Source organism: Roseibium sp. HPY-6 (genome assembly GCF_040530035.1).
Taxonomy (GTDB): Bacteria; Pseudomonadota; Alphaproteobacteria; order Rhizobiales; family Stappiaceae; genus Roseibium.
Map to the genome: position 1 here is coordinate 673,777 of NZ_JBEWCD010000001.1, position 13,988 is coordinate 687,764.

General features: G+C 57.3%; 15 protein-coding genes. 8 read left to right on the plus strand and 7 right to left on the minus strand.

Annotation, left to right across the window (positions count from 1 at the left end):
- Positions 1-394: 394 nt before the first annotated feature.
- Positions 395-946, minus strand: a complete 552-nt coding sequence (locus ABVF61_RS03280; RefSeq protein WP_353992097.1) for a GNAT family N-acetyltransferase — start codon at positions 944-946, stop codon at positions 395-397.
- A complete protein-coding gene (locus ABVF61_RS03285) occupies positions 936-1,487 on the minus strand; it encodes a pyridoxamine 5'-phosphate oxidase family protein (RefSeq protein WP_353992098.1) in 552 nt (183 codons plus the stop codon). The genes ABVF61_RS03280 and ABVF61_RS03285 overlap by 11 nt, the downstream gene beginning before the upstream one ends.
- A 113-nt stretch (positions 1,488-1,600) precedes the next feature.
- Here ABVF61_RS03285 and ABVF61_RS03290 point away from each other — a divergent pair, with 113 nt between their 5' ends.
- Entirely contained in the window at positions 1,601-2,278 is a 678-nt protein-coding gene (locus tag ABVF61_RS03290) for a helix-turn-helix transcriptional regulator (RefSeq protein WP_353992099.1), read from the plus strand.
- 86 nt (positions 2,279-2,364) lie between these two features.
- Here ABVF61_RS03290 and ABVF61_RS03295 read toward each other — a convergent pair whose 3' ends face one another.
- From ABVF61_RS03295 to ABVF61_RS03305, 3 genes are all read right to left on the minus strand, one after another.
- Entirely contained in the window at positions 2,365-2,901 is a 537-nt protein-coding gene (locus ABVF61_RS03295; RefSeq protein ID WP_353992100.1) for an AAA family ATPase, read from the minus strand.
- 254 nt (positions 2,902-3,155) lie between these two features.
- Positions 3,156-3,752, minus strand: a complete 597-nt coding sequence (locus ABVF61_RS03300) for a LysE family translocator (protein WP_353992101.1) — start codon at positions 3,750-3,752, stop codon at positions 3,156-3,158.
- A 26-nt stretch (positions 3,753-3,778) separates the two neighbouring features.
- Positions 3,779-4,618: a PhzF family phenazine biosynthesis protein gene (locus ABVF61_RS03305; protein WP_353992102.1), complete on the minus strand. Its 840-nt coding sequence runs from the start codon at positions 4,616-4,618 to the stop codon at positions 3,779-3,781.
- 123 nt (positions 4,619-4,741) lie between these two features.
- On the opposite strand from ABVF61_RS03305, the gene ABVF61_RS03310 reads away from it, so the two are divergent.
- Positions 4,742-5,188, plus strand: coding sequence for an Lrp/AsnC family transcriptional regulator (locus tag ABVF61_RS03310; protein WP_353992103.1), 447 nt, complete (start codon positions 4,742-4,744; stop codon positions 5,186-5,188).
- A 255-nt stretch (positions 5,189-5,443) separates the two neighbouring features.
- Here ABVF61_RS03310 and ABVF61_RS03315 read toward each other — a convergent pair whose 3' ends face one another.
- Complete coding sequence (locus ABVF61_RS03315) at positions 5,444-6,808, minus strand: peptidoglycan-binding domain-containing protein (protein ID WP_353992104.1); 1,365 nt, start codon at positions 6,806-6,808, stop codon at positions 5,444-5,446.
- A 446-nt stretch (positions 6,809-7,254) separates the two neighbouring features.
- Entirely contained in the window at positions 7,255-8,127 is an 873-nt protein-coding gene (locus ABVF61_RS03320; protein WP_353992105.1) for a LysR family transcriptional regulator, read from the minus strand.
- Positions 8,128-8,240: 113 nt separating this feature from the next.
- Between ABVF61_RS03320 and ABVF61_RS03325 the strand changes: the two genes are divergently transcribed.
- Genes ABVF61_RS03325 through ABVF61_RS03350 form a run of 6 tightly spaced genes read left to right on the plus strand, consistent with a single transcriptional unit; the run spans position 8,241 to position 13,945 of the window.
- On the plus strand, positions 8,241-9,068 hold the full coding sequence (locus ABVF61_RS03325; RefSeq protein WP_353992106.1) for a putative hydro-lyase: 828 nt from the start codon (positions 8,241-8,243) through the stop codon (positions 9,066-9,068).
- Positions 9,069-9,101: 33 nt separating this feature from the next.
- A complete protein-coding gene (locus ABVF61_RS03330; protein ID WP_353992107.1) occupies positions 9,102-10,148 on the plus strand; it encodes a TRAP transporter substrate-binding protein in 1,047 nt (348 codons plus the stop codon).
- Between the two features lie 12 nt (positions 10,149-10,160).
- A complete protein-coding gene (locus tag ABVF61_RS03335; RefSeq protein ID WP_353992108.1) occupies positions 10,161-10,694 on the plus strand; it encodes a TRAP transporter small permease subunit in 534 nt (177 codons plus the stop codon).
- Positions 10,691-11,971: a TRAP transporter large permease gene (locus ABVF61_RS03340; RefSeq protein ID WP_353992109.1), complete on the plus strand. Its 1,281-nt coding sequence runs from the start codon at positions 10,691-10,693 to the stop codon at positions 11,969-11,971. Before ABVF61_RS03335 ends, ABVF61_RS03340 begins: the two co-directional genes overlap by 4 nt.
- Before the next feature lie 11 nt (positions 11,972-11,982).
- Positions 11,983-12,636, plus strand: coding sequence for a DUF2848 domain-containing protein (locus ABVF61_RS03345; protein ID WP_353992110.1), 654 nt, complete (start codon positions 11,983-11,985; stop codon positions 12,634-12,636).
- Between the two features lie 37 nt (positions 12,637-12,673).
- Positions 12,674-13,945: an amidase family protein gene (locus tag ABVF61_RS03350; RefSeq protein ID WP_353992111.1), complete on the plus strand. Its 1,272-nt coding sequence runs from the start codon at positions 12,674-12,676 to the stop codon at positions 13,943-13,945.
- The last annotated feature ends 43 nt before the right edge of the window (positions 13,946-13,988 follow it).

The following is a 13,988-nucleotide window of genomic DNA, read 5'->3' on the forward strand; positions in this document are numbered from 1 at the left end:
AGAAATTGCGTATGTGACGCGAATATGTCGGTCAGAAGCATGCCAACTTTCTGGAAAACAAATCTTCGTTAGAGCCGCTGCATGCGTGCAAACGGAGCGTCCTATCGACAGACTTCAAGTTCTGACGACATTTGAAAAGTCTCCGATGCCATTGAACTTCCGGACTCGTTCTCCACGAACCCGCTATTACAGGAAGGGCGTCAGCGGTCAGCGCTCAGCGGACAATTTGGTCGTGTTGCAAATCCTGTGAAGGAACTGAATGTGCGCTTGTTGCGGCAAGGGACGTGACCGTTTCCTGACCGATGCATGGTCCCGTTCAAAAAAGGGAATTTAGGAGGTCTGGATAGGAAGCGCGCGCCGTTCTCGCGAAGTAAAACGGGAATTTGCCGTCGTGTCAGAGGTGTTTTCGCATTATCGGCCGCGTTGGTGAGCGACGAGCCACCTCAGAAAAACCTGCTCTTTTGAAAGTATCAAGAAACCCGGTCCACGCATAAACCGGCGGATACTTCTCTTTCGGCGTGTCGATAGGATATCCCTCAATCAAGGAAGCGCCCTTCGACTGTGCCCAGTCTGTTGCAGCGTTCAACAAAGCAACTGAGAGCCCCTGGCGCCGAAAGCCCTTGTCGATAAAGAAGCAGGAGACGCTCCAGACGTCGCGGTCGTCGACCGGCTTCAGGATTCGTGATGTGGCAAGGCGCGGAAAGGCTGATCTCCGGTCAATCTGGATCCAGCCGACAGCTCTGTCGTCGCTCAAGGCGACCAGGCCGGGGACCTCGCCGCTGGCGAAGAGGTCTCTCATCGCTTCCCGGTTGCCCGCGCCTTTTCCAGCTTCCATTTCCTGAGCCGAGCGCCGCCACAACATGCACCAACAGCCGCCGCAGCCACCCTTTTCGCCCATCACGGCCTCAAAGTGAGCCCACGTTGCCGGCCTTATATCAAAGCTCATCGAAAATACCGGTCGGCTTCCCGTCGATTGTGAGCATGTTCTTGCGCCTCCAGTAATCGCGAACACCGTCTTCTCCCATTTTTTCATAGAACGGGACAAGCTCAACGTCCGCACGATTGGCTTTAAAGTCCATCAGAGGAACACCGGTTCCGCAAGACGTCTGGACGAGATCTATCGACAGATCGAAAACCTGGCGGCTTCCGGCAATGTCCGGAAAATCTGCAAGCAATGACTGCCAGTGTTCATCGCGTGGATGCCAAACCTTTGCCTGACCATAAAGCCGCAAGATCATTGCCGGTCCTTCGAACGCGCAGAACATCAGGGTCATCCGGCCCGTCGTCTGAACATGCGCGGCGGTTTCATTCCCGCTGCCACTGAGGTTAAGCCATCGAACGTGGGTGTCATCGACAACCCTTAGCGTCTCCATGCCCTTCGGAGAGACATTGACACGCCCTGCCACATCAGCAGTCGCGACAAAGAACATGGGTTGGCGTTCGATAAACGAACGCAGGGTCGAATTGAGAGAATGTGCTGTCGCCATGAAGGTAACCTGTTCCGTCCGGGTTTGGTCTGTCTGCGCATTTTGTAGACGAGCCATACTGACAACAGGCTGTCAGTATGGTCATGCTGGCATGCGAAAAAAGGCGGAGCGCAATGCAGAGAACCGACAGGCTGTTTGAACTTATTCAATTGCTGAGGCGGCAGACCGAACCGGTGCCGTCAACCTACCTAGCTGCGCAACTGGAGGTCTCTCAACGGACCGTCTACCGTGACATCGTCACGCTTCAGTCCATGCGCGTGCCCATCGAAGGAGAGGTCGGCGTCGGGTATGTCATGGCGGATGGCTACGACCTGCCGCCTCTGAATTTCGACCGCGAAGAAATCGAAGCGATTGTGGTTGGCTTGAGCCTGTTGTCCAGAACCGGTGACAAGACGCTTGAAAAGGCGGCGCAGCGGGTGCTTTCAAAACTGGGCACAACAAACACATCTTCCGATTCACTAAGTGTCTCCGACTGGGGTATCGAGGATATCGATCCGGCAATCATTGGTGCACTTCGCACCGCTGTCAGAGAGGAAAGAAAGGTCGAGATGTCCTACACGGACCTTGCCGAAATCAGCACACGCCGCACAGTCTTGCCGCTGTCGATCACCTATTACGTCAGAGTAGCGGTGCTTGCGGCATGGTGCGAATTGCGGTCCGATTTCAGACACTTCCGGATTGATCGCATCGAGCGCTGCAATCTGTCGGAGGAAAGGTTCGTTGGCACGGGTTCAAAGCTGCGGCAAAAACTGCAAGACATGGAGACAGAGGAGGCTGGGTCCAAGCACTAGCATAGCGACCACTACTCGATGTCCCGTTCCGCCCTCTCGATGATGCAGCGCCTAATTCCGAAATCCGGCTTTGATTTCACCTGAAGCTAAAGGACGCCGCACTCGTGCAATATCGTGTTTGTCCGTTCAGACACCGGTGCCTGCGGCAACTCTCTAATTGTGTATCCCAGATCATCCAAGGTCCGGTTGATCCGGTCATATTCCTGAACCGCCGTGCTGAAATCATGCCTGCGCTCGGCATCTTTCGCAAAGAGCTCCTTCCAGGGCGGGACCACGAAGACTTTCTTCGCATAGGGCCGGCTCCCGTCAAGTGTTTCTTTCACCGTTTGGCCGCCAGAATGTTCCAGAGCGACAGCCGCATCAATGAGCCCCCTATCAAAGAAAACAAGGCCTTCAGCGTTCAGGACTGATGTCAGGTCGGACTTCGCCATTTCGACCGCACGAAGCGCAAACGACCTCAAATTCACCCAGGGCAAAGCGTGGCCGTTGCCGGCGGTTTCTTCCGAAACTATGCGCCGTCCGGGCTCTTGAACAGTTTCAAACCCGCGCTTACGCAATGCCTCCAGCAGTGTTGATTTTCCACCGCATGAGCAACCTGTCAAAAGGATGAAACTGTTCGTCAAATTGTGCGCCTTTTGATGAGTTCGCCCACTTCATGCCAGCTCAAGCATTGGCGCACGGTTTGCAGCCAAAGCTCTTTGGCGACTTTCAGTGGTACTGATCTTTGAAGCGGAGACAAGACACTTAAAAGGGCCATACAGCAGGTTCTTACAAATAGCCGGATCAGTTCGGGCCGGACAAAAGTGGCGAGCGTGGTCACGATGTGGACGCCGGTCAACTCGCTCGTTTGTCTTATTTGCTTTAACGCCCTCTCCGGCTAGATCCAGAACTGTATGACGGAAGCACTAAGCAGGACAGCCATCGTTCCGTTGAACAGATGCCAGTGCCAATCGGAACTGAGGCACCGTGCAATGAGACCACCAGCCAGAGCCCAGACCGTGAGTGACGCCAAAGCCGACAGGCCGAATATCGCGGCAAGGATAACGCCGAGCATCAGGGGCGCTTGCGCCAGCTCTGCGAAAGAGGACGCCACGCCCAAAGCCATTGCCCAGGCCTTCGGATTTACCATCAACAAGAGAGCGCCTTTGACAAGACTGATGGGGCGCTCGTCATCGACGTGAACTGATGCGGGCGGACCAGCCAGGCCAACCTTCAGGGCAAGCCAGAGCAAATAGACCGAACCGGCTGCCCGCACGCCGAACTCCAGGAAAGGCGTTGCCTGAAGCGATGTGGCGAGGCCGGTTCCCGAAACCGCTACCAGGCCGGCAAGCGCAAAAGCGATGCCCAGGATCAGGGGAATGCTGCGCCGGTAACCGAATCTTGCTCCCGAAGCCGTGGCAAGCGTTGTTGCGCCACCGGGTGAACCGGTGGCTATCAAAGCAAACACGACAAGCGCCCAGTATTGATCCGACATGGTTCACCCACGAGCTGTCAGCCCGTTTATTTGATGTCCCGAGCGCCGCCCGAAACTCGAACAGACGCACCTTTCGTGTCGTCCAGAGAAACCCTGATCAGGGAGGGGCTGCCCATGTCTTCGCCCTGGCGGATGATAAAGCTGCCGTTGTGGGGCCACCGGCTGTCTCGAAGGTAACCAGCGAAGGCCGCAGCAGCAGCCCCTGTCGCCGGGTCCTCAACGACGCCGCCTGAGGCGAACGCGTTCCGCGCCACAAAGGTCTGATTGTCCTCGATATAGACTTGCATGACAGTAACGAGATCATGCTCGCGCATCACGGAACGCCCCTTGTCGAGATCGTATGACATCGATGCAAGCCGGGCGCGGTCTTTAAGGGGCAAAACTACGTGATTGGCGCCGCCGTGAATGTACGCCGGCGGCAGCCGCGGATCGAGGTCTTCAGAGGTCAAGCCAAACAGCGACAAGACATCTCGCGCCTCCGCCTCGGTCATCGCACGGCTGATCGTCGGGGGCGACGACAGGGTCGCCATCATGCCGTCCGGCGTGGCCTCTGCGTCCACGGTGATCGTGGCGTCGTTCAGAACGAGGGTATAGGTGCCTGCGCCGTTTTGTTTTCCCAATGCCGCGCCAAGGGCGATGGTCGCATGTCCGCAAAACGGTACTTCGGATTCAGGCGAGAAGTAACGGACCCGCCAGGTTTTGCCTTCATCTCCCTCTTCGGTGGCGAAAGCCGTTTCGGAATACCCGACTTCGGCGGCAACGCGCGCCATCTCGTCTTCGCTGGCAGCGTTCTGCAACAGCACCACACCTGCGGGATTGCCGCCCTCAGATCCTTGGCTGAATGCCGCAATTCGTTGAACATCCATTGGAAACTCCTGTCTTTTCGTGGCTGGATCTTAGTCGACAAGCGGCCGTTATGTCCCCGCATTACCGATTGCCTGTTGGCATTTTCTCTTTCGTATCGTTTCCGATTGCCGTAACTTGTTTTCATGTCGAAAGAGTTGGATCAAACGGACCGTCGGATTGTCGAGATCCTCGACTCCCAGGGCCGCACCAGTCTTACCGATATCGGCAAAGAGGTGGGCCTTTCAGGTCCAGCGGTCGGCGAAAGGCTGCGCAGTCTGCAGGAACGCGGATTTGTCGTCGGTTTTGGCGCGAGGATCGATCTGCGCCGGATGGGCTACACAATTCAGGCGCTTGTCAGGATCAAACCGCGGAGCGGGCAACTTCACACCGTTGAAAAAATGATCGAGGAAGAACCGCGTTTCACCTCTTGCGACCGGGTCACCGGCGACGACTGTTATGTTGCCCGGCTGCTGCTGCGGGATGTTGCCGAACTTGACGACATCCTGCTGCCGTTTCATGACCGCGCGGAAACGAACACCTCCATAGTGAAGTCTTTCGTTTTCGAAAACAGACTTCCGCCGCTCGACTAGGTCGGTATTGAGATCATGAAGGTTGGCCGTTTGCTTCTCTTTCCGGGCTTATTCGAAGCGATTTGATCCTCTGCGAAAGACAACCTTGTCCGAATAAAACTGATAAAAGCCCTGCCCATCTTCAAATACCGGATGGAAGCGCTCAGGCGGCTACGAAAAACAGACATGTCTCGAACGACAATAGAGTGAGAAGCAGGTCGAGCCTCATTTCAAAAGTGTTTTCTGAAAGCCAGACTTGAACGCATTCTGGCAGCTTTAGAGCAGCATCATCGGCTGCTGACGTTTTGTGGGGTTCATCGTCTCGATTTCAACTCTGTAAAGCCTGTAGCCGCCGTTTGTGTAGCTGAACATCAGTGCGTCCCTGTAGGGGTTATGCACTTCGGCCTGATTGATGGCGCTGCCATGCGTATAGATCTCGCCAATCAACATGTGACCAACCTCATGCGCAAGTATGCGTGCGAGCGCTTTTACGTCCGTCGAATGTCGGGTGGAATGATCATCAATGACGCAGATACCTGAGGGAAGACCTCGGTCTTTCATAAATCCTCTGATGTCAGCACCTTTCTGTGCAAGGTCTCTGATTTCACGGACGAAAAACAGGTTGACTGTCTTCACCTCCTCCGCACCGTGAGGCTGCGGAAGGGTTCTGTTGACGGCAAACGGCGTAAGATACTGCAATTCGTCCCTGCTGAATGAGCTGACGGTCAGGGAATGACCGATGCGGCGCCCGATTTCCTCAGTTGACAACTCTCTGTCGTCCTTGAGGTCGAACTCAATGTTACACTGATGCCGCAAAATGTCCGAGTTGGCCATTTGCACGATTGATCGCAGTTCCGAAGAGGAAACACGCGTCTTCATTCGCCGCCCGTGATCGACCCGAAAGGCATAGAGAGGCAGAATCCGAAGTGGTTTGACCGAAACATAAAGCCTCAGATGTCTGCCATCTTGGACGATGTCGAGCCTGCAATCCTTGCACGGTGTCAGACCCTTGATTTTCAGGTTTCTTCCGTTGACCGTCGCCCTCAGCAACCGATCGCGCATGATCGAGTTGACGACACCGTCTTCATCCATGCCGAGAGTGTGGAACTCAACCGGCTTGTCCGGATCGAGATCGAGCGAAATCTCCCTCTCGCCGCCGACAGGAACCATGATCCACGCACCGTCACGATCTACTATTGTGTTGACTTGTGACGGCCCAAGCACTTGCGCCGGTGGCGGGTAGGTATCAAAGCCGCCGTTCTGGTCCACCGGGCCAATAACGCCAATTTTTGGCATCTTGTCGAATAACACCGGGGGGTCGGGATCTAGTTTTTTCGGATCAACGGGCCTTGGTCCGAGCGGCTGCCCCTTCCAGATTGCTTTTGACGCAATGTCATTCAACGCGGAGATTGTCTTGCCCACGGGGTCGACACGTTTGTCAGGAACTTTGAAGCCAACAACCTTCGTCTGAAAGTCTCCGATGAGATCTTTCGTACGCGGGCCGTTGATCCCATCGGGCACCAATTGCGACTGGCTCGGATCGAGCAATTCATTCAGCCGCTCTTGCACCTTGCGCACATCAGCCATGTTGTTCCGTGCCATATGACCGACGGATCTTTCAATCTGAATTTTTTCCAACATGTTTCCAGCTCAAGAATTAGCGAAAATGCAGACATGCGAGGCGCTGATCTCTCTTTGACGTTGAAACAGGAACGTTCGACCGGCACAAGCAGTCTTTCGAGCTGTTTCCACCTCATGCGCTTTCATTCAAATGTGCGAGGCTTCGTTTAAAAGATGCGTTCAACGCATGTCCTGGCCAACCTAGGTCACGCGTACACCTTCTTGAACTGGAATAAGCGCACGAGCCTGTTGCAACGATATATATTCTGCGACCGACCCGGTTTTGGTTCGAACCGCTGATGGTTCAGCCGTTTGATCCAATCCCGTACTTATCCCTGAAGCTGGCGCAGCGTGCGTGGATGCAAACAAAGAGCGTCCGTTATTCTTCGGAAAATCCCTTGAGGTTTATTCCGCGCAACAGGTCTTGACGCAGCATTGCAGGCGCAGTCACGCAGTGTGTCACCTTCTCAACCCACCTCCTCGAACGCCCAGGCCACGGTCTGAGCGACCCGCGCCGCACGCGCGATCAGTTCATTTCTGGGTTCGCCTATATAGGTCGCCGTGAAGTGCAGCGGGGTTGCCTGCCAGCCCGGGTCGAAGGTCGTGATCCGGTTCTCTTCAACAAGGCGGCGGCCCAGAACATGCGGCAGGATACCGACGCCGATCCCGGATGCCACCATTTCAAATCCGGTTGAAAGGGAATTCGTGGGAAAGACCTGCGCGGTGCTGCCGTACCGGTCACGCAGTTCCTGGGTCAGTTCCCGGTGCGGCCGCGAGTTGCGATTATAGGTGATGACCGGCGTCGTACTGAGATCGGGATCTTCAAGATCGACGGGCCGGTACCAGGACAACTCGAATGGCGGCAGATCCAGATTGTCGACGCTGTATTCGGAAATCGGGCCCATCAGGATCGTTAGGTCGAGCGACCGGTCCAGAAGCATTTCCCTTAAGTTGACCGATATATCAACTGACACCTCAATCTTGAGTTTGGGAAAACTGAGGTGCAGTTCTCGGAGGAAATCCGGCAGCCAGGTCTGCGCCACGGTCTCAGCAACACCGAGGCGCAAGAGACTGCTGATGCTGTCCTCGGCCATGACGTCACCCTTGATCCTTTCCATGATCGCCATGATCTGTTCGGCGTGGTTTTGCAGAAGCACACCCTTGCGGGTCAGAACCACACCGGTTGAAACGCGGCTGAACAACTCGGTGCCCAAATAAGACTCCAAACTCGAAATGCGTGTGGAAACAGCCGGTTGGGACACATTCATCTGTTCTGCGGCTCGGCGCACACCGCCCATGCGTGCGACTGTCAGGAAGGTCTTGAGCTGCTCAAATGTCATGGTTGCCACCTCTGAAAAGTGATAAAAAATTTTGATCACTTTGGACAGAAATTCACGATTTGACTTGATAATAGATCCGCAGCAGCATTTTGCCACCGAATTTCGAGGTGGACATGACGCGCCAGAACGCCCAGCTTCCAGACCTGTTTGACCTGGACACTGCCACGCAGCGCAGTCTGATCCGTGAAGGGCGTTACACGGGCCATACCGCAGGTCTCGCCAAGGGACGTCTTCAGTGCAATCTGGCGATTTTGCCGGGGGACCTGGCGGAGGATTTTCAAACCTTTTGCCGGCTCAATCCGAAGGCGTGTCCGCTTGCCGGTGTTTCGAAGCCAGGTGACGTGACCCTCCCCCGGCTCGGAGCCGACATCGACCTTCGTACGGACGCCGCGCGCTACAACATTTACCGGAACGGCGTTCTGGAAAGACAGGTCTCCGATCTTTACGACCATTGGCGCGACGACCTTGTCGCCTTTGCGATCGGATGCTCTTTCACCTTCGAGGACGCTTTGCGCAACGCGGGGATCGCAATGCGCCACATCGACAGCAACGTCACCGTGCCGATGTTCCGCTCCTCGATCGAAACAACGAAAAGCGGCCCCTTTCAGGGCGAAATGGTCGTCTCGATGCGGCCGATCCCGGAAGTGCGTCTGAACGAAGTCAAAGAGATCTGCAGACGCTATCCGCTTGCGCACGGAGCGCCGGTCCATGTCGGCGCCCCGGAGGCGATCGGCATTGCTGATCTGAATAAACCGGACTGGGGTGAGCCCGTCAGCTTTGCAGCCAACGAAGTTCCGGTGTTCTGGGCCTGCGGGGTCACACCACAGGCCGCGATCATGCGATCCCGTCCCCCACTTTCAATGACCCATTCCCCGGGCGCCATGCTCATCGCCGATGTCGGAGAGCACACGGACCCGCTCTACCCCTATAACGATAACTAACTGAAAGATTGAGAAAAACAGAGGATGAACGCAATGAACAGACTGGTATTGTTGTCCGCGAGCTCACTGATCGCGTTCGCTGCAGGAACCGCCGCACAGGCCGAAGAACTGGCCGTCGTCGGCAGTTGGAGCGGGTTGCCGCTCCACAAGCAGTATGAGGCCCCCTTCTGGACCGAAAAACTGCCCGAACTTTCCGGCGGTGATCTGACCGCTTCTCTCACGACCCATGACCAGATGGGCATTGGTGGTGGTGACGTCTTCCGCCTTCTCTCCCAGGGCGTTTTCGATGTCGGCATGACCGTTGCCGACTATGCCGTTTCGGACAGTGTCGCGCTTGAGGGCCTCGACGTTCCGCTGATAGCCACCGATGCGTCCACGGCGCAGAAGGCCGTCGAGGCGGCTCGCCCGATGGTCGACGACATCTACCGCGACGTCTTCAATGCCAAGGTGCTGGGCATTGCGCCCTACCCGCCACAGGTGGTTTTCTGCAACGCCGAGATCGGTTCTCTCGACGATCTGAAGGGCAAGAAAGTGCGCGCCTCCGGCCGCATGACAGCCAAGTTTCTGGAAGCCCTGGGCGCTGAAGGCGTCAATGTCGGTTTCGGCGAGGTTCCGGGTGCTCTGCAGCGCGGTGTTGTCGATTGCGCCATTACGGGTGCCGGATCCGGCTACAACGCCGGCTGGTGGGAAGTTTCAACGCACCTGATGCCGCTGCCGCTCGGCGGATGGGACCCGGTCGTGACCGCCATCAACCTGGACAAATGGAACACTCTGTCGGACGCTCAAAAAGCGACGTTGGAAAAAGGCGTGAAGGAAAACCTGGAGGCAAAGGCCTGGGAAACAGCGCAAAACGCGCTTGAGAACGATGTCGCCTGCCTCACTGGCAACGGCGAATGCCCCTATGGCGAAGCGCGCGGTCTGATCCTTGTCGAGGCAAGCGAGGCCGACCAGGCCAAGGCCAAGGATGTGCTCATCAGCGAAGTGTTGCCTGACTGGGCCGAACGCGCCGGAGGTGACTGGGCCAGCCGCTGGAGCGACAGTGTCGGCAAGGTCACGGGCGTCAAACTCGAAACCAACTAAGGCAGGATTTCAATGACTTCCCTGGCAACGCAGCTCCGGCGGATAAATGACCGCCTCGCAATCGTGGTCGGCCTGGTTCTGCTTGCCTGCGTCGTGTTCACACTCGTGGAGATCATCGCCCGGCGCCTGGGCGGTTCGCTCGGGGGAGTCGACGAAATCTCCGGCTATGTCATGGCGGTAACCACTAGCTGGGGCATCAGCTACGCCCTGACGGAGCAGGCGCATGTGCGCATCGACCTGCTCCGCCAGCGCCTGGTTCCACTCGGCAGGGCTGTTTTCGACATTCTGTCCCTCCTCTGCCTTTCCGGAACGGCCATCGTGGTCGCCTGGAGAGGCTGGGGTGTTCTGGAAAAGACACTTTCAACGGGCGCACGCGCAAACACGCCGCTCGAAACGCCGCTTTGGATACCGCAGTTGCTCTGGTGGGCAGGTTGGGTCTGGTTCGCCGTCTCGGCCTGCATCTTGCTTCTTACCGTCCTCGTGAAATTCGCCTCGTCCGACTACAAGTCCGTCGACTCGATTGCCGGCGCCAGGGGGGAAGCATGATCGCGTTTACATCCGTCGGCCTTCTCGGCCTGCTGACACTCTCCATCCCCGTCGGCATTGTGCTCTTTTTGCTTGCCTTCGGCATTGACGAGTTCTTCAGCCCGTTTCCACTGATGCGCGGCCTTGGTCAGGTTGTCTGGTCCTCGTCCAACAGCGCGACGCTGATAGCCATTCCCATGTTCGTGCTGCTTGGTGAGATCCTGGTGCGCAGCGGCGTTGCAAAGCGGACCTACGCCGCTCTTGAAAAATGGGTTGCCTGGATGCCAGGCGGTCTGATCCACGCAAACATCGCAACCTCCACGATGTTTTCGGCAACATCCGGCTCATCCGTTGCGACCGCGGCGACCGTTGCCACCGTTGCCATGCCGCAGGCCAAAACCCTCGGCTACAATCAGAAGCTTTTTTCAGGAGCGATCGCTGCCGGTGGCACGCTCGGGATCATGATCCCGCCTTCCATCAACCTGATCGTTTACGGCTTCCTGACCGAAAGCTCGATCCCGCAACTGTTCCTCGCCGGTCTGGTGCCCGGCCTCTTCCTGGCGGGTCTCTTCATGCTGATCACGGTGATCATGTGCGTTGTCAGGCCTGGGCTCGGCGGGCCGCGCCGCTCCAGTTCGCTTGCGGAAAAGCTCGGTGGTTTGACGAATCTTCTCCCCATTTTCGGGCTGTTCGGTGCCATCGTCGGCTCGATCTATGCCGGTTGGGCAACCCCGACAGAAGCTGCCACGGTAGGCGTTGCCATTGCGCTTCTGATCGCCGCCCACCAAAGGGCGCTGACCTGGGAGATGCTCCAGGACGCCCTGCGCGGTTCGGTCAAGACTTCGGCCATGATCATGCTGGTCGTGATCGGCGCCTATGTGCTGAATTTTGCGCTTACCGCCGCAGGCGTCAGCCGCGCCCTTCAGGACGTGCTATCCGGTCTTGGAATGGGCCCATTGGAGACACTGCTCGTCATCATCCTGATCTACATCGTGCTGGGCTTCTTCATCGAGACGCTTTCCCTGATGGTCGCGACCATACCGATCGTGGTGCCGATCATCGTCCAGCTCGGATACGACAAGATCTGGTTCGGCATCCTGATGATCATTCTGGTCGAAATGGCGCTGATCACACCGCCGGTCGGTCTCAACCTCTATGTCGTCCAGGCAGCGCGGAAATCGGGCAGCTTCAGCGATGTCATGCTGGGCTGCATTCCCTATGCGCTGGCCATGCTGGCAATGGTCGGACTGCTCATCCTGATGCCGCAACTGGCCCTGTTCCTGCCATCAACCCTCTAAGAGACAAACACATGAAATTCCAGACCAGCAGCGGAGTGCTCTCATGCACTCCCGACCGGCTCATCGTGGCCGGATGGACCGGCCGAGACCGGTCCGCCGTCGACCATCACGTCGCTGAGTTAGCAGCCCTTGGAGTGCCGGCCCCGTCGACGGTTCCCCTTTATTATGAGTGCGCACCAGCCCTCCTGACCCAAGAAAGCGAAATACAGGTGCTCGGCTCCGAGACATCCGGAGAAGCCGAACCATTTCTTCTGAAGATCAACGGTCAGATATGGCTGGGTCTTGCCTCGGACCATACGGACCGCGCCCTGGAAGCCCACTCGGTAGCGGCGTCCAAGCAGATTTGCGCCAAGCCGGTCGCCGAAACGCTCTGGCGGTTTGACGAAGTTGAACCTCACCTCGACGACCTTGTCTTGCGGTCGTGGATTGAGGAAGACGGCGGCTGGACGCTCTACCAGGAGGGAACGTTCGCTTCGATCCTGCCGCTTGATCACCTGATCAAGGGTTCTGAGTTTGCCGAAGGAAGCGCCATGTTGTGCGGCACACTACCAGCAATCGGCGGGATCCGGCCATCTCCAAGCTTCAGAATGTCACTCACCGATCCGAAAAGCGGCCTGTCGATTGACTGGCGCTACCGAACCACTACTCTCCGGGTCATCTCGTGATATCTCCCGCCGACGTTTCAAACACAGGACCCACCAGATGAGCGCACCCTTTCCCTGGACGCCCGATAGTGCCGAAAACCGGCTGGAGCAAACGCTGGAAAAAATCTCCGGCGAAAGTGCCGCGAAATCTGTGTTCTTGAAACTTCTGTCTTCAAGGGCAAGAGAGCAGGCCGAAAAATCTGCTCAGAAGGACAGCCCGCTGGCAGGAGCATTGATCAGCGTGAAAGCGCTTTTCGACGTCGAGGGCGAGACGACCACAGCCGCCACGAAAGTTCTGGCAAACGATCCTCCCGCGAGCGCCGATGCGCCCGCCATAGCCCGTCTCGATGCGGCCGGAGCCGTATTCCCCGGTCTGACCAACATGTCCGAATTCGCCTATTCCGGCATGGGACTTAACCCGCATTACGGCACACCTCAAAACCCGGCCTATCCCGGATGCGTGCCGGGAGGCTCCACAAGCGGTGGAGCCGTCTCCGTGGCGCTCGGTCTCTGCGACATTGCGATTGGCAGCGACACCGGTGGCTCGTTGCGCATACCGGCAGCGTTCACAGGCATTACCGGCTTCAAACCGACGCAGTCCTCGGTCCCGGTGGCAGGCGGCAAGCCGCTCTCCGACAGCCTGGACAGCTTCGGTCCGATGGCGAAAACGGTCGCGGAATGTGAGATTGCCTGGCAGGTCATGGCGGGACGAGACACCATGCCATCGTCCCCAAAGGCTGCAAAACTCATCATACCGGGCAATTTCGGCTTCGACGAGATCGACGCAGATGTGGCAAACGGGTTCAATGCCGTGGTCCAGGCACTGCGCGACGCGGGACTGGAGATCGTGGAACAGGAAATCGCAGCCCTCAGCCACTATGAGCATCTTCCGCCCTGGCATATGACGTCGGTGGAATCCCGCGCCCACTACGAACACTATTTCCAGAGCTCAGCTGGCGATTTCGACCCGCGCGTTCATGCCCGGATGGCGCGCGCGGAAGAGATTACGGCAGTCGAGTACCGGCAGACGCTCAACCGGCGCGCCGTCTTCATCAGAGAGTTCCGGGATGAGCTCGCATCGGCCATGCTATTGTTGCCGACAACACCCACGCTGCCGCCCCGCATTGAAGAACTCGCCGATGACGCGGAGTTCAACCGGTGCAATCTGCTCGCCCTTCGCAACCCGTCGCTGGCCAATGTCGCCGATGCCTGTGCTATCGCCCTGCCCCACGAGCATGGTGGCAAAATCCTGAGCACAATGCTGGTTGCGGGTGGTGGCCGCGACGACCAACTTCTGGCCTGCGCAAAGGTGGTTGAAGCAGCGCTTTGAACTTGGAGGCAGGCTTTCAGAAAACGAAAGCGAAGCCTGCCTC

Bases quoted from the DNA above. Each gene is read 5' to 3' on its own strand.
- ABVF61_RS03280 (WP_353992097.1), bottom strand. From the start codon at position 946: ATGAGCTTTGATATAAGGCCGGCAACGTGGGCTCACTTTGAGGCCGTG.
- ABVF61_RS03285 (WP_353992098.1), bottom strand. From the start codon at position 1,487: ATGGCGACAGCACATTCTCTCAATTCGACCCTGCGTTCGTTTATCGAA.
- ABVF61_RS03290 (WP_353992099.1), top strand. From the start codon at position 1,601: ATGCAGAGAACCGACAGGCTGTTTGAACTTATTCAATTGCTGAGGCGG.
- ABVF61_RS03300 (WP_353992101.1), bottom strand. From the start codon at position 3,752: ATGTCGGATCAATACTGGGCGCTTGTCGTGTTTGCTTTGATAGCCACC.
- ABVF61_RS03305 (WP_353992102.1), bottom strand. From the start codon at position 4,618: ATGGATGTTCAACGAATTGCGGCATTCAGCCAAGGATCTGAGGGCGGC.
- ABVF61_RS03310 (WP_353992103.1), top strand. From the start codon at position 4,742: ATGTCGAAAGAGTTGGATCAAACGGACCGTCGGATTGTCGAGATCCTC.
- ABVF61_RS03315 (WP_353992104.1), bottom strand. From the start codon at position 6,808: ATGTTGGAAAAAATTCAGATTGAAAGATCCGTCGGTCATATGGCACGG.
- ABVF61_RS03320 (WP_353992105.1), bottom strand. From the start codon at position 8,127: ATGACATTTGAGCAGCTCAAGACCTTCCTGACAGTCGCACGCATGGGC.
- ABVF61_RS03325 (WP_353992106.1), top strand. From the start codon at position 8,241: ATGACGCGCCAGAACGCCCAGCTTCCAGACCTGTTTGACCTGGACACT.
- ABVF61_RS03330 (WP_353992107.1), top strand. From the start codon at position 9,102: ATGAACAGACTGGTATTGTTGTCCGCGAGCTCACTGATCGCGTTCGCT.
- ABVF61_RS03335 (WP_353992108.1), top strand. From the start codon at position 10,161: ATGACTTCCCTGGCAACGCAGCTCCGGCGGATAAATGACCGCCTCGCA.
- ABVF61_RS03340 (WP_353992109.1), top strand. From the start codon at position 10,691: ATGATCGCGTTTACATCCGTCGGCCTTCTCGGCCTGCTGACACTCTCC.
- ABVF61_RS03345 (WP_353992110.1), top strand. From the start codon at position 11,983: ATGAAATTCCAGACCAGCAGCGGAGTGCTCTCATGCACTCCCGACCGG.
- ABVF61_RS03350 (WP_353992111.1), top strand. From the start codon at position 12,674: ATGAGCGCACCCTTTCCCTGGACGCCCGATAGTGCCGAAAACCGGCTG.